Consider the following 17,287-nt stretch of genomic DNA (forward strand, 5'->3'; position numbering starts at 1 on the left):
AAAGAGTTAGCCTTATTAAGAACCTATGGTCTAGGTACACCAAAGATTTTATTGTCCGTATTATTAGAAGGTGTTTTTATATCTATCATCGGATTTATCTTAGGTTGGATTTTAGGTAGAATTGGAATTTGGTTTGTGTCTGAGTATATGCAAGGGACTAATGGCTATTATTTAGAGCTATTATCTCCAGATAAATTTGAGTTAATGTTCTTCGGCATTATCTTTGTAATAACTCTCGTAGCCACACTACTGGCTTCAGTATCAATTTTTAAATTAAACGTTGCTAAAACTTTATCAGATGCTTAGTAAAAAAATAGTCTTAGTTCTATCAATCATTTTTTTTAGTAGTTCGATAGTGACTGCTCAAGAAGAAATGACATGGTATGATTTATCTGATGTTAAATTCAATAGAGTTTATAATGAAGAATACGGTACATTTTTTTTGGTACCAGAATTCGGAGAAACCATAAGAAGTCTTGATGGTAAAAAAGTAAGAATAGTTGGTTATTTTTTAGATATAGCAGGTAATGGAGAAGTGCTTTTACTCTCTAAACAGCCTATGGCTTCTTGTTTTTTTTGTGGAGGTGCTGGCCCTGAAACTGTTATAGAAGTTAATTTTAAAGAAAAACCAGACTTTAAAACAGATCAGGTCATTGTTATTACTGGTACACTAAAATTAAATGCTGATGATGTTGACCAATGTAATTATATTATGAATGATGTTACTGGAGAACTTATAGACTATTAAAAACAAATTATATCTACATAAAAAAATCCGATTGCCTAAACAATCGGATTTTTTTATGTCTACAAGTAAAAGGAATTAACCCAATACTTCTGCAACTTTTTTACCTATTTCAGCAGGTGAATCAACAACATGGATACCACAATCTCTCATAATAGCTTTCTTAGCTTGAGCAGTATCATCACTACCACCAACAATAGCACCAGCATGTCCCATTGTGCGTCCTGCAGGTGCAGTTTCACCAGCAATAAAACCTACAACAGGTTTAGAGCTACCACTTTCTTGATACCATTTTGCAGCATCAGCTTCTAACTGACCACCGATTTCACCTATCATTACAACAGCTTCAGTTTCTGGGTCATTAATTAATAACTCAACAGCTTCTTTAGTCGTTGTACCAATAATAGGGTCACCGCCAATACCAATTGCAGTTGTAATTCCTAAACCTTGTTTCACAACTTGGTCAGCAGCTTCATATGTTAATGTACCTGATTTTGACACAATACCTACTTTACCTTGCTTAAAAACAAAACCTGGCATAATACCAACTTTTGCTTCACCTGGTGTAATTACTCCAGGACAGTTAGGACCTACCAATCTACATCCTTTGTCTTTAATGTAGTCGGCAGCTTTAATCATATCAGCTACAGGAATACCTTCTGTAATAGTAATAATAACTTTTATTCCAGCATCAGCAGCTTCCATAATAGCGTCTGCAGCAAATGCCGGTGGAACAAAAATAATAGTTGTATCTGCACCTACTTTTTCAACAGCTTCAGAAACTGTATTGAAAACTGGTTTATCTAAGTGAGTCTGACCACCTTTCCCTGGTGTTACACCACCAACTACATTGGTGCCATACTCAATCATTTGACCCGCATGAAACGTTCCTTCGCTTCCTGTAAATCCTTGAACAATTATTTTTGAATCTTTATTAACTAATACACTCATGGTATTTTTTATAGTTTTAAATTAATACTGTGCAAAAATAACAAGTTTTACACTCATTATTTCTGTTTTTATTTAAATAAATATTAAACTTTTTTTTGTTCAAATGAACTAAGGCTTGCTTCACTATCATCTGCCAGTTGGCTTATCTCATGACCACTAAAAAGCTTACCATCTTTTAATTCCCATATCGTTATAAAATGCGCAATAGGGTTTTCTGTGTCTGGTGTTTCAATAGTACTACCATACAAAGTATAACGTGTTGTTACAAAATTACCATCTTGTAACATGTGGCTTATTTCGGGTCTAAAAGATTCGTATGTATTATAAACATCCTTAAACATTGACTTAATTTCGGTAGCCACATATTCATTATAACCTTTACTACTATGCCAATGAATTTTGCAATCTTTATGAAGAAAATCATTTATAGCTTCTGCAGTATTTGCGAAATCTGTCTCATAGTATTTTTTTACAATGTTTTTTAAATCCATTTATTGTTTTTCTTTTAACAATCTTAAAATTTCGGGTATTTGCTTAATATTAGCAATCTCTTTATACTTAGTTCTGAAATCTTCTGCCGGAATCCCAAAATAATGTTTGTTTCCTTCTAAGGATTTACTAACTCCTGATTTAGCAGAAATGACTGTTTTGTCACCTATAGTAATACCACTCGTAATACCAACTTGACCCCAAATGGTCACTTCGTTGCCAATTACAACACAACCAGCTATACCAACTTGCGAAGCGATTAAACATTTTTCCCCAACTATAGTATCATGTCCTATTTGCACCAAATTATCAATCTTGGTACCTCTTTTAATGGTAGTATCGGCAGTAACACCTTTATCTATTGTGCAAGATGCCCCAATACCAACATTATCTTCTATGACTACTCTACCACCAGAAAGTAATTGATCAAAACCTTCTGGACGTTTTTTATAATAAAATGCGCTTCCCCCAAGAACAGTACCAGCATGAATAATAACATTATCGCCAATAATGGTATTATCATAAACACTTACATTTGAGTGGATGACACAGTTGTCACCTATAACAACGTTATGCCCTATAAAACAATTAGGTTGTATTACTGTATTATGTCCAATCTTAGCCGAGTCAGATATAGAAACACTTGAAGATTTAAAAGGCTGAAAGTGTTTAGTTAGCTTATTAAAATCTCTAAATGGATCTTCACTAACTAAAAGCGCTTTTCCTTCAGGACAGTCAACTTCCTTATTGATTAGCACAATAGTTGCGGCAGACTTTAACGCTTTATCATAATATTTTGGGTGATCTACAAAGACTATATCACCAGGTTCTACAACATGAATTTCATTCATGCCATGCACAGGGAAGTTGGCTGGACCTACAAATTCAGAACCGATTATTTTAGCTATGTCCTTAAGCTTATATGGTTTAGGAAATTTCATCTATTCCTTAATACGCTCTTTATAAGTCCCTTTTTCCGTTTCTATTTTAATTTTATCTCCTTCGTTAATAAATAAAGGAACGTTAACCGTGGCACCTGTTTCTACAGTAGCAGGTTTAGTTGCATTTGTAGCAGTATTTCCCTTTACACCAGGCTCTGTGTGAGTTACTTCCAATATAACACTAGCAGGCATATCAACAGAAAGTGGCATATTGTCTTCAGAGTTTATTTGAATGGTTACCACTTCACCTTCTTTCATCAAATCTGGTCTATCTAAAGCACCTTCGGTAAGTTGAATTTGAGAATAATCAGCTTCATTCATAAAATGGTAGTATTCACCATCGTTATACAAATATTGAAATTTATGTGTTTCTACTCTCACATCATCAATTTTGTGACCTGCAGAAAATGTATTATCAATAACTTTTCCAGTAGTAACACTCTTTAATTTTGTTCTTACAAATGCAGGACCTTTACCTGGCTTTACATGAAGAAATTCTATAATTTTATAAATATCATGGTTATATTTTATACATAAACCATTTCTAATATCTGAAGTACTTGCCATAATTCGTTTTTCGTAGTTTAATTTTATTTTTTAGTTTGATTTGAAATAGCCTTTCATAATTCCGCGGTGAGAATTCTTAATGAATTGAAGAATTTCATCACGTTCCGGTGTAGCTTCCATTTCAGCTTCAATAATCTCTGAAGCTTGAGTATTGTTGTAATTTTTTTGATACAGAATTCTATAAATGTTTTGAATTTCTCTAATCTTTTCTGTAGAAAAACCTCGGCGTCTCAAGCCAACAGAATTGATACCAACATAAGATAAAGGCTCGCGTGCAGCTTTTACATAAGGTGGTACATCCTTTCTAACCAGTGAACCACCAGTAACAAAAGCATGATTACCAACAGAAGCGAACTGATGCACAGCAACCATACCAGCCAAAACCACATTGTCACCAATTGTTACATGACCGGCTAGAGTTGTATTATTAGAAAAAATACAATAATCACCGACAATACAATCATGAGCTATATGACTATAAGCCATAATTAAACAATTGTTACCAACAACAGTTTTCATTTTGTCTGTAGTACCTCGGTTAATCGTCACACATTCTCTAATGGTAACATTATCACCTATTTCAACCGTAGTCTCTTCGTCGTTATATTTTAAATCTTGTGGAATTGCTGAGATTACAGCACCTGGGAAAATGTTACAGTTCTTCCCGATTCTGGCACCTTCCATGATAGTAACGTTACTACCAATCCAAGTACCTTCACCAATTACTACATTACTGTGAATGGTTGTAAACGGCTCAATAACTACATTTTTTGCAATTTTTGCTCCCGGATGTACGTATGCTAATGGTTGGTTCATGTTACTTTACTTTACTTATTTGCGCCATTAATTCGGCTTCTGCACATAATTTACCGTTTGCATAGGCGTAACCTTGCATATGGCAAATGCCTCTTCTTATTGGTGTTATTAACTCACACTTAAAGATTAGTGTATCACCAGGAACGACTTTTTGCTTAAACTTAACTTTATCAATCTTCATAAAGAACGTTAAGTAATTTTCAGGATCCGGGACTGTACTTAATACTAATATTCCCCCGGTTTGTGCCATTGCCTCAACTATTAAAACACCTGGCATTACTGGTGCACCTGGAAAATGACCTCTAAAGAACTCTTCGTTCATTGTGACATTTTTCATGCCGATTACATGATTATCAGTAAGCTCGTAGACTTTATCTAATAACAGAAATGGCTGTCTATGCGGTAGCATATTCATGATTTGATTTACATCCATTAAAGGTGCAGAATTCAAATCTATTTGCGGTACATTATTACGTCTCTCATTCTTAATGATTTTAGACATTTTCTTTGCAAATTGGGTATTTACAAAGTGTCCAGGTTTATTCGCAATAACTTTACCTCGTATTTTTGTTCCGATAAGCGCTAAATCACCAACGACATCTAATAGTTTATGTCTAGCCGCTTCATTAGGGTGATGCAACGTAAGGTTGTCTAAAATACCGTTAGGTTTGACAGCAATATTTTCTTTATTAAAGGCATCGCGTAGTTTATCCATTGTTTCAGCAGATAATTCTTTATCTACATACACAATAGCATTGTTTAAATCACCACCTTTAATTAAACCATGCTCAAGTAGCATTTCTAGTTCATGTAAAAAACTAAAAGTTCTTGAATCTGATATTTCATCCTTAAACTCTGAAATAGAATTCATAGTTGCATTTTGAGTACCTAGAACTTTGGTTCCAAAATCTACCATCGTTGTCACTTTATATGTGTTTGAAGGCATTAAAATAATTTCGCTACCAGTAGATTCATCGGTATAAGAAACCACATCTTTTACTACATACTCTTCTGTGAATGCATCTTGTTCTACAACTCCAGCTTCTTCTAATGCTTCGACAAAAAACTTTGACGAACCATCCATAATGGGTGGCTCTGATGCATTTAATTCAATTAACACATTATCTATATCTAAACCAACTAAAGCAGCTAATACATGCTCACACGTTTGAATGGTAACACCGTTTTTCTCTAAGCAAGTACCACGTTGCGTATTGGTCACATAGTTTGCGTCAGCCTCAATCTTTGGGCTTCCTTCTAAATCAATTCTTTCAAAAATAAAACCAGAGTTTTCTGCACCTGGTTTAAACACTAAAGTAACTTCTGTTCCGGTATGTAATCCTACACCTTTTAGAGTTATTTCTTTTTCAATGGTCTTCTGTTTATTTTCAGTTTTAATTATCGCCATTTACTTTCTTTTCAATTTCGTTTATATTTTTCACAATCTTAGGTAAATTTTTAAAGTATACATAAGATTTGTTGTAATCTCCATAAGTAAGCGCTGGTGAGCCTTGTAATACCTCATTATCTTTCACATTTCTGCCGATACCAGATTGCGCTTGAATTTTTACATTATTGCCAATAGAAATATGACCTACAATTCCTACTTGACCACCAATTTGACAATTCTCTCCAATTTTAGTAGATCCCGCAATTCCGGTTTGAGCTGCAATTACAGTATTTTTTCCTATTTCTACGTTATGGGCAATTTGAATTTGATTATCAAGCTTAACACCTTTTCTAATAACCGTAGAACCTAAAGTAGCTCTGTCTATTGTGGTTCCGGCACCTATATCTACATTGTCTTCAAGTATAACATTACCAATTTGGGGGACTTTTGAGTATTCACCTTTTTCATTTGGAGCAAAACCAAATCCATCTGCACCAATAATTGCACCTGAATTAATCACACAATTATTTCCCACTATACAATCTGAATAAATTTTCCCACCAGAAAATACTATAGTATTATCACCTATTGTAACGTTATCACCAATATATGAACTTGGGAAAATCTTTACATTCTTACCTATTGTAACATTATCACCTATATAAGTAAACGCACCAATGTAGATGTTATCGCCAATGGTGGCAGATTCTGAAACAAAACTAGGTTGTTCAACACCAGACTTGTTTAATTTTATTTGGTTGTAATATTCTAATAGCTTAGTGAATGCACCATATGCATCATCAACCTTAATTAATGTAGTTGATAATTCTTCCTCAGGTTCAAAATCAGAATTAACTATTGTGATAGATGCTTTAGTTTTATATATATATGACTTGTACTTTGGATTAGCCAAAAAGGTCAATGAACCATTCGTGCCTTCTTCGATTTTTGCGAGTTTAGATACTTCTGCATTAGAATCACCTACTACAGTTCCTTCTAAAATACCTGCAATTTGTTCTGCTGTAAACTTCAATGAATTGATTTTAAGTTAGAGCTTGATTTTCGCAAAAATAGAAAAAATGTATCACATTTTCTTTTTAGGATAACATATATAATATTTCGTTATTGGTTTAGAAAAAGCTTTTGAACTTAATTGATCTGAAGCCTTTACTATATCCTTGATTTTGCCTGACTTATACAATATTTTTATATGTTCTTTATTATTCTGGTATGCTTGGTTTGTTATTTTTCCATCAAACACAAAATATTCTGCCTCATTCTTCGAGATATCGTACTTTTCTATTAATTCTGTTTCATGAGTTTTTAACTCAGATCTTTTAATAGGCTTATTTCTGAATTTAATACGCAACAAATCTCTATTGATAATCATATCGCAGAGATTACTTAAAACAAAATCTTTATGAAATTGCCAATCTTTCAATGCAGAAACAAGGTCATAGTCGTCTAGATACGAGAAGGTCTTTAAAGTTTCCACATCAAAAGAACTCTGGTTAATATCACCTTTAAGAAAATAGTTTAAGGCATCACTACATTTTAAATTCACACCTTGATTTACCAATTCATTAGCTCTTTTTAGTACTCGAGTTATTAATTGCTCGGCAACCAAGCTAGTCTTGTGTAAGTAAACTTGCCAATACATAAATCGTCTTGCTACCAAAAACTTTTCTACGCTGTAAATTCCTTTTTCTTCTATTACTAATTCGTCATTTATAACATTTAACATAGTTATTAGGCGCTCACTATTAATATTTCCTTCGGCAACTCCTGTGTAAAAGCTATCTCGTTTTAAGTAATCTGCCCTATCCATATCTAATTGACTAGATATTAACTGACACATAAATTTTCTCGGGTATTCTCCTTTAAACATTTGAATAGCTAAAGTTAAACTTCCGTTAAACTCATCATTCAATTCTTCCATAAATCGAAGTGAAATCTCCTCGTGCGAAATGCCATTTACAATACTATGTTCCATGGCATGTGAAAATGGACCATGACCGATGTCATGCAATAGAATGGCAATAAGCAATCCATTTTCTTCTTCCTCAGAGATGCTAACATCTTTAAAACGAAGCACATTAATCGCATTTTGCATTAAATACATACTACCGAGTGCATGATGAAATCTTGTATGATGCGCACCAGGATACACCAAATATGATAATCCCATTTGGGTTATTCTACGTAATCTCTGAAAGTATTTATGCTGAATGAGGTCGAAAATTAATGAATTGGGAATCGTAATAAATCCGTAAATTGGATCGTTAAATATTTTGAGCTTATTCTTTGTAGGCAAAACTTTATAAATTCATTAATTAAAAAACAAATATACGTAACATGATAAACATTCTTTGGGTAGACGATGAAATAGATTTATTAAAACCGCACATCATTTTTTTAGAGAAAAAAGAATATCATGTTACAACGTGTCAAAGTGGTACTGAGGCTTTAGAAATTATTAATAACACTAACTTTGATATAGTATTTTTAGATGAAAATATGCCTGGACTTACAGGTCTTGAAACCTTAAATGAAATAAAGGAGAAACGTGCTAATCTTCCTGTGGTAATGATTACCAAAAGTGAAGAAGAATATATAATGGAAGAAGCTATTGGTAGTAAGATAGCAGATTATCTCATTAAACCTGTAAACCCAAATCAGATATTATTAAGCTTGAAGAAAAACCTTGATCATTCAAGATTAATTTCAGAAAAAACAACGTCTAACTATCAACAAGAATTTAGGAAAATCGCCATGGATTTATCTATGGTTAATTCTTATGATGAATGGGTAGAACTGTATCAAAAACTAATTTATTGGGAATTACAGTTAGAAAATATTGAAGACATTGGAATGACAGATATCTTAGAATCGCAAAAGACAGAAGCAAATATTCAATTTGGTAAGTTTATAGAAAAAAATTACGAAGATTGGTTTCAGCCTAATACCGATTCACCAGTAATGTCACATACACTTTTTAAGGAAAAAGTAGTACCAGAATTGAGTGATCAACAACCGACAGTTTTAGTTGTAATCGACAATCTAAGATATGATCAATGGAAAGCCTTCGAACCAATTGTTAACAATTATTATAAGAAGTCATCAGAAATATCATTCTACAGTATTTTACCAACAGCGACGCAATATGCCAGAAATGCTATATTCTCAGGTCTAATGCCTGCAGATATGGAGAGTCTTTTTCCTCAATATTGGAAAAACGATATAGATGAAGGAGGAAAGAACATGCATGAAGATGATTTTCTTAGAGAGCAACTTAAGCGTTTAGGATTGAATCATATTAACTACGAATATCATAAAATCACTAATTTAAAATCTGGAAAGAAACTCGTAGATAACTTCCGAGGACTCAAAAATAATGATCTAAGTGTTATCGTATATAATTTTGTAGATATGTTATCACATTCTAAGACAGAAATGGAAGTTGTAAAAGAATTAGCATCCAATAACAAAGCATATCGTTCACTAACTGTAAGTTGGTTTAAGAACTCTCCTCTACTTGAAATGATTCAGCTTTCTCAACAGTTAGGCTTCAAACTTATTTTAACCACAGATCACGGTACCATAAATGTAAAAGCGCCATCTAAGGTGATCGGAGATAGAGATACAAGCCTGAATTTGAGATATAAAACAGGCCGTAGTCTTACTTATCAAGATAAAGATGTGCTCGCCATAAAAAATCCTAAGTCCATACATCTACCGTCATTATCTATGAGCAGCTCGTTTATTTTTGCTAAAGGTGATATGTTTTTAGCCTATCCAAACAACTTTAATCATTATGTAAGTTATTACAGAAACACCTATCAACATGGTGGAGTCTCACTTGAAGAAATGATAATACCGTTTGTTGTTTTAGATCCTAAATAGTATAAAAAAGGGTTAACATTTGATAATCTTGAAATTGACAAACATCTTTAAAGTGTATTAAAAAACCGACGAAATGCACTTTTTTCTAGGTTTTATCATTTTTTATTTATAATATTGTTCTTCCAAATTATAATAATGACCCTTGCAAAACCTAAAATTCACATATCATTTAGATGAAATACATGAAGTAGCAAAGAAGGTCTTGAAAAATTTCACTTCAAAGACCATATTATTTCATGGTGATATTGGTGCTGGTAAAACCACATTTATCAATGCATTATTAGATGTTATGGGAAGTACTGATAGCGCTACAAGTCCTACATTTTCAATTGTAAATGAGTATGAAGTTTTGAATGACAAAGTATATCACTTTGATTTTTATAGAATTGAATCAATTGAAGAGGCTTATAATTTTGGAATTGAAGAATACTTAAATTCAAGTCAATGGATATTTGCAGAATGGCCAGAAAATGTTGAAGAACTTTTACCTGCCGATGCTCAATCAATTGAAATTAAAGTTATTGAAGAAAATAAAAGATCCCTCAAATTAACCATAGATCAAGAACGTTTAACCCTTAATACAGCCGAAACAGAAGTAAATTTATAGACAAATTTTCAAATAACATCTCTACGAGTAGATAGATGTGTTACGGGAAAACCGTAATTAAAATCTACAGTTTCATCGGATTTTAACAATTGTTGATTTCTAACCTATTATCTAACAAGATAACTTTGTGTTATAATTAATTAATTTAAATCCCTTGAATTATGAAAACTAAAAAATTAGTATTAGCAATTGCTATTTTCGGTGGAATGTTATTTACTGCACAGGCAACAAATATCATTGACTTAGATGGACAAAGTAAAGCACAAGTTGACAAAAGAAAACTCAAAGTTCCAACTTGGGGATAAGAAGTTTTACAACAAAAGAATTTTAATGGGGAGTTTAGTGGCTACAATGGTAGCCGCTACTCCTTTTTTGTTTTATCTATATGAATATGTACCAGATGAACAAGAATGGAACACAATCTTCGGTACATATAAAAGTGAGGGATATGGAAGTGCCAATGTTGCATTTTGGGTCCTATCCATGAAAATCATTCCCTTATTACTATCTTTAATTTGGTTTTTTACATGTAAGCATTGGTGGTATCATGTTTTAATCATACCAATTACAATGTTTTCTTTTCAATGCATTGGAGCCATAAACGATGATATTGTATTTATGGATGAATTTCAAATCATTTATCTATTACCAATCATGGCAATAGTATTTCCTTCAATATATCTTATTAGAGCGCGAATGTTTAATAAGATCAATGACCATGACAAAACCATGGAAGAATTAGAAGAAGAATTTATGATTAAACCTAAAACTGTTTGGGGAAAAGTAAAACAATACTTCTAATAAATTTGATCTAGAATAGAATAAACTGTGAAAGTGTTTTGCTATCTTGCAGATGACTTAATATTATCTAGCTAAATGAGTAAGCCGTTATCACCATTTACAAAAGCTCAATTATTACCACAAGAAGAGACACTTGAGATTCTTAGACAAAAAGGAGAACTTTTTATAGGTATTCCTAAAGAAACACATTTTCAAGAAAGAAGAGTTTGTTTAACTCCGGATGCGGTTTCTGCACTTACTGCTAACGGACACCGTGTACTTCTAGAATCTGGTGCTGGTGATGGTGCAAATTTTAAGGATAAAGATTATAGTGAAGCTGGTGCAGAGGTCACAAAAGATACTGCTAAAGTATACTCATGCCCTATTATATTAAAAGTTGAACCTCCATCATTAGATGAAATTGCACTTATAAATCCGCAAACCATATTAATCTCTGCCTTGCAGATAAAAACTCAGAGTAAAGATTATTTTGAAGCATTAGCTAAGAAAAGAGTTACTGCTTTAGCTTTTGAATACATTAAAGACGATGATGGTGCTTATCCAGCTGTGCGATCTTTGAGTGAAATAGCAGGGACTGCTTCTATTTTAATTGCCTCAGAGATACTATCTAATGTCAATGGCGGTAATGGACTTATGATGGGAAATATCAATGGTGTTCCACCTACTGAAGTAGTTATATTAGGCGCAGGAACTGTAGGTGAATTTGCTGCGAGATCAGCTATCGGTTTAGGTGCTAACGTAAAAATGTTTGATAGTTCTATCACGAAATTAAGATGTGTTCAAAATAATCTTGGTAGAAATATTTACACCTCCACGATGCAACCAAAAAGTTTATTGAAATCTTTGAAAAGATGTGATGTCGCAATTGGTGCTGTAAGAGGAAGTAATCGTTCACCAATCGTTGTTACAGAAGCTATGGTAGATCACATGAAACCTGGATCTGTAGTTATTGATGTAAGCATTGATATGGGTGGATGTTTTGAGACGAGTGAGGTTACCACACACGACCACCCAACATTTGAATATAATGGCGTTACCCATTATTGTGTTCCAAACATTCCTGCAAGATACTCTAGAACTGCCTCGGTATCAATAAGTAATATATTCACACCATACTTGTTAGAAATTGGTGAACATGGTGGATTAGAAAACGCTTTAAGATTTGATAGAGGTCTGAAAAATGGTTTGTATTTTTACCATGGTATATTAACAAATAAGTCTGTATCAGAATGGTTTGGCTTAGATTATAATGATGCCAATTTATTAATTTTCTAAAGCTACAATGAAATTTACTCAACGTCTTGCCTATTATTTAGGCGGTTTTTCAATTGGACTTATAATTCTAATGTTTTTTCTTAATGGAAAAGAAGCGTCATGTGACTACAGTCCGAATGCCCGAACCACCAAAAACATTTCCTCAAAACCAATTTTATATACTGATAAGACTTCAAAATTTGTTGACGAAAATGATTTAGATTCAGTCGCTATAGTTAATTTAATTAAATATGGAAATGTAGATTTTTCAAGAAGTAATACTAATTTAGATTCCTGTAAAATTTATGTTGTAGAAAATAGCTATAAATCTCAGAATCTTGAACTTAAACTAAGAAATTGTGATTCTACTGCGACACTTATAGACATAAAACATACGTTCAACTGATTTTATAAAATAATAGCTTTTAAAATTTAGTAGTGTCAATCTAAATTCACATATTTGAAAGCTATTTAATTAATGCTATTAACATGAAAATATTAGTAACTGGTGCAGCTGGTTTTATCGGATTTTTCACTTCAAAAGTACTTATTCAAAAAGGACATACTGTCGTAGGACTAGATAATATTAATGATTACTATGATGTCAATCTGAAATATTCAAGATTAAATGAACTAGGAATAAACAGAAATGATGCTGAAGTATTCAATGCTAAGTGTCAAAGCACAGATACTGGATTTTCGTTCATAAGACTGAATCTTGAAGACCGAGAAAATTTACCAAAGCTTTTTGAACAGGAAACATTTGATGTGGTATGTAATTTAGCAGCACAAGCAGGAGTTAGATATAGCTTAGAAAATCCTGAAACTTATGTAGATGCTAATCTAGTTGGTTTTCTTAATATTTTAGAATGCTGTCGACATAATAAAATTAAACACTTAGTATATGCAAGTAGCTCGAGTGTTTATGGTTTAAATAAAAAGATTCCGTTCTCTACAGATGATAATGTAGATCACCCAATCAGTCTTTATGCTGCTACAAAAAAGAGTAATGAATTAATGGCGCATACTTATAGTCACTTATTTAATATTCCAACAACTGGCTTAAGATTCTTTACGGTTTATGGACCATGGGGAAGACCAGATATGGCAATGTTTCTGTTTACAGACGCCATTGTAAATGACAGACCAATAAAAGTATTTAATCATGGTAAGATGGAGCGTGATTTTACTTATGTAGATGATATTGTAGAAGGTGTGGTGAGAATTTGTGAGGAAGACTCAGAAGTTCGCTTAACAAATAAAAAATTATATAAAGTTTATAATATAGGAAATAACAATTCTGTTAAGTTATTAGATTTTATTAAAGAAATAGAATTAAATCTTGGTAAGGAAGCTGAGAAAAATATGATGGATATTCAACCAGGTGATGTTGAAAAGACATGGGCTGATGTCGACGAGCTTATTAAAGATTATAATTACAGACCAAACACGTCAATTCAAAAAGGTGTAAAGTCATTTATAGATTGGTTTAAAGATTATTATTCTACCAATTAATAATTTTATCTTTACACAACTAGGAAAATTCAAAAACTTAAATTATAAAATAATCCAAGTCCCTAATTTTTAGATTATGAAGATTACAAAAATATGCTGTATAGGTGCAGGTTACGTTGGTGGTCCAACTATGGCAGTTATAGCTAAAAAGAATCCAAACATACAAGTAACTATTGTAGACATTAATGCTGAGCGCATTGCGGCATGGAACAATGAAGATGTTTCTCAACTACCAATCTATGAGCCAGGTTTAGCTGAGATTGTAAAAGAAACGAGAGGAAAGAATTTACATTTCTCTACTGAAATAGATAAGTCTATTGATGAATCAGAAATGATTTTTATCTCTGTAAATACACCTACTAAAACCTATGGAAAAGGAAAAGGTATGGCTGCGGATTTAAAATATGTTGAATTGTGTGCCAGAAATATCGCAGAAGTCGCTACAACAGATAAAATTGTTGTTGAAAAATCAACGTTGCCTGTAAGAACTGCTCAAGCAATTAAAAGTATTTTAAATAATACTGGCAATGATGTTAAGTTTGATATATTATCTAACCCAGAATTTTTGGCAGAAGGTACCGCTATAGAAGATCTATTAAGTCCAGATAGAGTTTTAATTGGTGGCGAGTCTGAGGAAGCTATTGAATCTTTAGCTAAAGTTTATGGTGCTTGGGTTGATGATGAAAGAATATTAAGAACTAATGTTTGGTCATCAGAGCTCTCTAAACTCACGGCTAACGCCTTTTTAGCACAAAGAATTTCTTCAATAAATGCAATCTCTGAATTATGTGAAAAAACAGAAGCTGATGTTAATGAGGTAGCTCGAGCTATTGGTATGGACTCAAGAATTGGACCGAAATTCTTAAGTGCTTCTATTGGATTTGGTGGTTCTTGTTTCCAAAAAGACATCTTGAATTTAGTTTACATAGCTAGATCTTACGGTTTGACTGAGGTTGCTGAATATTGGGAGCAAGTTATTACACTTAATGATCATCAAAAACGAAGATTTTCAGATAATTTAATCAGCACATTATATAATACTGTTTCTGGTAAAAAGATCGCTATGCTTGGCTGGGCGTTTAAAAAAGACACAAATGACACTAGAGAATCAGCTGCAATCTACGTCGCAGACCATTTATTAAGTGAACAAGCTCAAATCGCTGTTTATGACCCTAAAGTGTCTGAGCAAAGAATTCAAGCAGATTTAAATTACCTTAATACACGTTCTGAAGAGGAAAACCAAGAACTTGTAGATACGTTTAATAATCCTTATGAGGCGGTAAAAGATGCTCACGCAATCGCGATTATGACAGAATGGGATGAGTTTAAGACTTATGATTGGAAAAAAATCTACGATTCAATGAAAAAGCCAGCGTTCATTTTTGACGGTAGAAACATATTGAATGAAGAAGAGACTACTAAATTAGGTTTTGAGTATTCAGGTATTGGCAAATAAAATAACTTTTATCGCTTACATTAAATAAGAGCCAATGTGTGGTATATATTTAACTAATATTCCTTTTGAAAAAAATACTATAGAAGAAAAGCTTGACTCTATATCTTATAGAGGACCTGACTATACTGGTATCGAAAATATTAAGAATCTCACTTTTGGGCATTTGAGATTGGCGATTCTAGATTTAGACCCTAGATCTAATCAACCAATGACCTATGATGGCTTGACCATAGTTTTTAATGGTGAAATCTATAATTACAAAGAGATTAAAAGAGAACTTCTTGAACTTGGTTATGAATTTAAAACCGAAAGTGACACAGAGGTTCTTTTAATTGGTTATAAGCATTGGGGTAAATCTATTCTCGATAAGGCTAACGGTATGTTTGCCTTTAGCATCTACAACGTAGAAACGAATAAACTATTTTCAGCTAGAGATAGATTGGGGCAGAAACCATTTTATTATTCATGGAATGGAAAGGAAATTGAGATATGTAGTCAACTAAAGCCATTGTTAAGAGGGAAAAAGATAAACAAAGATGCTGTTTCTATTTTTTTAGACTGTATGTTTGTTCCAAGTCCATATACAATTGTTGAGGAAGTTTTTAAGCTTCCTCCTGGTAATTATATGGAATTAGATTTTAACACTAACGAATTACTAATAGAAGAGTATTGGAATTTAAAAAAAGTTGAAATTCAAGACATATCTTATGAAGAAGCTAAAAATAAATTACATGAATTACTTTGTGATGCAGTTAAAATAAGACTTCAGTCTGATGTCCCGATCGGATCTTTTCTTTCCGGCGGTATCGATTCCGCATTAATATCTAGTATTGCTTCTAAAGTTTCAGATAAAAAAATAAATACTTTTTCTATCGGTTTTAATGAATCAAAATTTGATGAGAGTAAAATAGCTGAGAAATATGCAGAAATAATTACTTCAAATCACAAAACAACGATTTGTAAACCAGATGACTTTTTAGATCTCATCCCTAAACTCGTAGAAGTGTATGATGAACCATTTGCTGATAGTTCTGCTTTACCTTCATTATTACTGAATAAAGTGACAAAACAATATGTCACAGTAGCATTATCAGGTGATGGTGGTGATGAGAGTTTTATCGGCTATGGGCACTTTGACTCTCTTGTTAAGAATAAACGCATTATGGACTTACCATATTGGTTTAGGAGATTAGTTGTAGCTTCTGGTGTATTAAAAGTATTCAAGATGGATTCTCACCGCATTATTAATGCTTTAAATACTAAAACAAGAAACGATTTTATAGAAAACATTTTTTCACGAAAAGGAATGTTATTAAAGAATAAAAATCAGACTTGGATGAAATATTACCAAGGTTATAAGTATTGGTCTAATATTTTTCTGCAAAAAGCAGCTGATTTAAACATAAAACTTTGGTTAGAGAATGACAGTAATGTTAAAGTTGATAGAGCCAGCATGGCTTATTCTGTTGAAGTAAGAAGTCCATTCCTTGATTATAGAATTGTAGAATTCGCTCGTATACTACCTATGCATTTTAAATATGAAAGTGGGAGGCAAAAAAGAATACTTAGAGACATTCTTAAAGATTATATACCAGAAAGCGTATTTAATCAACCCAAAAGAGGTTTTGCTGTTCCAATTGAGAAATGGATGCGTAAAGAATTAAAAGAAGAGTTTCTAAAAGCATTAAATGATGAATTTTTAAATTCTGTTCCTAATTTAAATGTTAAGAAATTTAAAACAATGCTAGATGAACACATGAATCACAATATAGACCATACTGCCAACATTTGGAAGTTATATGTACTTAGTAAATGGTATGTTGAGTTTAATTCAATAAATGAATTAAAATAG

19 protein-coding genes are annotated in these 17,287 nt (G+C 32.6%); 11 read left to right on the plus strand and 8 right to left on the minus strand.

Annotation, left to right across the window (positions count from 1 at the left end; translation table 11 throughout):
* Together HRU50_RS02860 and HRU50_RS02865 are read left to right on the plus strand one after the other, a co-directional pair.
* Positions 1–306, plus strand: a 306-nt coding sequence (locus tag HRU50_RS02860; RefSeq protein ID WP_296347974.1) for an FtsX-like permease family protein, incomplete at its 5' end; no start/stop codon positions are given.
* Positions 299–748: a hypothetical protein gene (locus HRU50_RS02865; RefSeq protein WP_296347975.1), complete on the plus strand. Its 450-nt coding sequence runs from the start codon at positions 299–301 to the stop codon at positions 746–748. The genes HRU50_RS02860 and HRU50_RS02865, both read left to right, overlap by 8 nt.
* Positions 749–823: 75 nt before the next feature.
* Here HRU50_RS02865 and sucD read toward each other — a convergent pair whose 3' ends face one another.
* The 8 genes from sucD to HRU50_RS02905 form a co-directional block, all read right to left on the minus strand.
* The gene (gene sucD / locus HRU50_RS02870) at positions 824–1,696 is read right to left on the minus strand and encodes a succinate--CoA ligase subunit alpha (RefSeq protein ID WP_296347977.1); all 873 of its coding nucleotides are present in this window, start codon (positions 1,694–1,696) and stop codon (positions 824–826) included.
* 83 nt (positions 1,697–1,779) lie between these two features.
* A complete protein-coding gene (locus HRU50_RS02875) occupies positions 1,780–2,187 on the minus strand; it encodes a nuclear transport factor 2 family protein (protein WP_296347979.1) in 408 nt (135 codons plus the stop codon).
* Positions 2,188–3,126, minus strand: a complete 939-nt coding sequence (locus tag HRU50_RS02880) for a UDP-3-O-(3-hydroxymyristoyl)glucosamine N-acyltransferase (protein ID WP_296347981.1) — start codon at positions 3,124–3,126, stop codon at positions 2,188–2,190.
* Positions 3,127–3,693 (minus strand): elongation factor P, encoded by a 567-nt coding sequence (gene efp, locus HRU50_RS02885; RefSeq protein ID WP_296347982.1) that lies wholly within the window; start codon positions 3,691–3,693, stop codon positions 3,127–3,129. It lies immediately after the preceding gene.
* A gap of 30 nt (positions 3,694–3,723) precedes the next feature.
* Positions 3,724–4,509, minus strand: a complete 786-nt coding sequence (lpxA, locus tag HRU50_RS02890; protein WP_296347984.1) for an acyl-ACP--UDP-N-acetylglucosamine O-acyltransferase — start codon at positions 4,507–4,509, stop codon at positions 3,724–3,726.
* Between the two features lies 1 nt (position 4,510).
* The gene (locus HRU50_RS02895) at positions 4,511–5,917 is read right to left on the minus strand and encodes a bifunctional UDP-3-O-[3-hydroxymyristoyl] N-acetylglucosamine deacetylase/3-hydroxyacyl-ACP dehydratase (protein WP_296347985.1); all 1,407 of its coding nucleotides are present in this window, start codon (positions 5,915–5,917) and stop codon (positions 4,511–4,513) included.
* Positions 5,904–6,932 (minus strand): UDP-3-O-(3-hydroxymyristoyl)glucosamine N-acyltransferase, encoded by a 1,029-nt coding sequence (gene lpxD, locus HRU50_RS02900; RefSeq protein ID WP_296347986.1) that lies wholly within the window; start codon positions 6,930–6,932, stop codon positions 5,904–5,906. Before lpxD ends, HRU50_RS02895 begins: the two co-directional genes overlap by 14 nt.
* Before the next feature lie 51 nt (positions 6,933–6,983).
* Positions 6,984–8,213: an HD domain-containing protein gene (locus HRU50_RS02905; RefSeq protein WP_296347987.1), complete on the minus strand. Its 1,230-nt coding sequence runs from the start codon at positions 8,211–8,213 to the stop codon at positions 6,984–6,986.
* Between the two features lie 41 nt (positions 8,214–8,254).
* On the opposite strand from HRU50_RS02905, the gene HRU50_RS02910 reads away from it, so the two are divergent.
* The 9 genes from HRU50_RS02910 to asnB all read left to right on the plus strand — a co-directional run bounded on the left by HRU50_RS02910 (position 8,255) and on the right by asnB (position 17,287).
* Positions 8,255–9,802, plus strand: a complete 1,548-nt coding sequence (locus tag HRU50_RS02910) for a bifunctional response regulator/alkaline phosphatase family protein (RefSeq protein WP_296347989.1) — start codon at positions 8,255–8,257, stop codon at positions 9,800–9,802.
* A 142-nt stretch (positions 9,803–9,944) separates the two neighbouring features.
* Positions 9,945–10,409 carry a tRNA (adenosine(37)-N6)-threonylcarbamoyltransferase complex ATPase subunit type 1 TsaE gene (tsaE, locus tag HRU50_RS02915; RefSeq protein WP_296347991.1) on the plus strand — a complete coding sequence of 155 codons (465 nt, stop codon included), beginning with the start codon at positions 9,945–9,947 and terminating at the stop codon, positions 10,407–10,409.
* Positions 10,410–10,570: 161 nt separating this feature from the next.
* Positions 10,571–10,714 carry a hypothetical protein gene (locus tag HRU50_RS02920; protein ID WP_296347995.1) on the plus strand — a complete coding sequence of 48 codons (144 nt, stop codon included), beginning with the start codon at positions 10,571–10,573 and terminating at the stop codon, positions 10,712–10,714.
* Positions 10,715–10,739: 25 nt separating this feature from the next.
* Positions 10,740–11,210, plus strand: coding sequence for a hypothetical protein (locus tag HRU50_RS02925; RefSeq protein ID WP_296347997.1), 471 nt, complete (start codon positions 10,740–10,742; stop codon positions 11,208–11,210).
* A gap of 75 nt (positions 11,211–11,285) precedes the next feature.
* Complete coding sequence (locus HRU50_RS02930) at positions 11,286–12,485, plus strand: alanine dehydrogenase (RefSeq protein WP_296347999.1); 1,200 nt, start codon at positions 11,286–11,288, stop codon at positions 12,483–12,485.
* Positions 12,486–12,492: 7 nt separating this feature from the next.
* A complete protein-coding gene (locus HRU50_RS02935; RefSeq protein ID WP_296348001.1) occupies positions 12,493–12,870 on the plus strand; it encodes a hypothetical protein in 378 nt (125 codons plus the stop codon).
* Positions 12,871–12,953: 83 nt separating this feature from the next.
* Entirely contained in the window at positions 12,954–13,979 is a 1,026-nt protein-coding gene (locus tag HRU50_RS02940; protein ID WP_296348003.1) for an NAD-dependent epimerase, read from the plus strand.
* A 76-nt stretch (positions 13,980–14,055) separates the two neighbouring features.
* Positions 14,056–15,435, plus strand: coding sequence for a nucleotide sugar dehydrogenase (locus HRU50_RS02945; RefSeq protein ID WP_296348005.1), 1,380 nt, complete (start codon positions 14,056–14,058; stop codon positions 15,433–15,435).
* 34 nt (positions 15,436–15,469) lie between these two features.
* A complete protein-coding gene (asnB, locus tag HRU50_RS02950; RefSeq protein WP_296348006.1) occupies positions 15,470–17,287 on the plus strand; it encodes an asparagine synthase (glutamine-hydrolyzing) in 1,818 nt (605 codons plus the stop codon).

Origin of the sequence: Winogradskyella sp., assembly GCF_013213835.1 — a bacterium.
GTDB lineage: Bacteria > Bacteroidota > Bacteroidia > Flavobacteriales > Flavobacteriaceae > Winogradskyella.

Excerpts from the sequence above, each read along its gene's own strand:
- HRU50_RS02865 (WP_296347975.1), top strand. The coding sequence starts at position 299 with ATGCTTAGTAAAAAAATAGTCTTAGTTCTATCAATCATTTTTTTTAGT.
- sucD (WP_296347977.1), bottom strand. The coding sequence starts at position 1,696 with ATGAGTGTATTAGTTAATAAAGATTCAAAAATAATTGTTCAAGGATTT.
- HRU50_RS02875 (WP_296347979.1), bottom strand. The coding sequence starts at position 2,187 with ATGGATTTAAAAAACATTGTAAAAAAATACTATGAGACAGATTTCGCA.
- HRU50_RS02880 (WP_296347981.1), bottom strand. The coding sequence starts at position 3,126 with ATGAAATTTCCTAAACCATATAAGCTTAAGGACATAGCTAAAATAATC.
- efp (WP_296347982.1), bottom strand. The coding sequence starts at position 3,693 with ATGGCAAGTACTTCAGATATTAGAAATGGTTTATGTATAAAATATAAC.
- lpxA (WP_296347984.1), bottom strand. The coding sequence starts at position 4,509 with ATGAACCAACCATTAGCATACGTACATCCGGGAGCAAAAATTGCAAAA.
- HRU50_RS02895 (WP_296347985.1), bottom strand. The coding sequence starts at position 5,917 with ATGGCGATAATTAAAACTGAAAATAAACAGAAGACCATTGAAAAAGAA.
- HRU50_RS02910 (WP_296347989.1), top strand. The coding sequence starts at position 8,255 with ATGATAAACATTCTTTGGGTAGACGATGAAATAGATTTATTAAAACCG.
- HRU50_RS02920 (WP_296347995.1), top strand. The coding sequence starts at position 10,571 with ATGAAAACTAAAAAATTAGTATTAGCAATTGCTATTTTCGGTGGAATG.
- HRU50_RS02925 (WP_296347997.1), top strand. The coding sequence starts at position 10,740 with ATGGGGAGTTTAGTGGCTACAATGGTAGCCGCTACTCCTTTTTTGTTT.
- HRU50_RS02930 (WP_296347999.1), top strand. The coding sequence starts at position 11,286 with ATGAGTAAGCCGTTATCACCATTTACAAAAGCTCAATTATTACCACAA.
- HRU50_RS02935 (WP_296348001.1), top strand. The coding sequence starts at position 12,493 with ATGAAATTTACTCAACGTCTTGCCTATTATTTAGGCGGTTTTTCAATT.
- HRU50_RS02940 (WP_296348003.1), top strand. The coding sequence starts at position 12,954 with ATGAAAATATTAGTAACTGGTGCAGCTGGTTTTATCGGATTTTTCACT.
- HRU50_RS02945 (WP_296348005.1), top strand. The coding sequence starts at position 14,056 with ATGAAGATTACAAAAATATGCTGTATAGGTGCAGGTTACGTTGGTGGT.
- asnB (WP_296348006.1), top strand. The coding sequence starts at position 15,470 with ATGTGTGGTATATATTTAACTAATATTCCTTTTGAAAAAAATACTATA.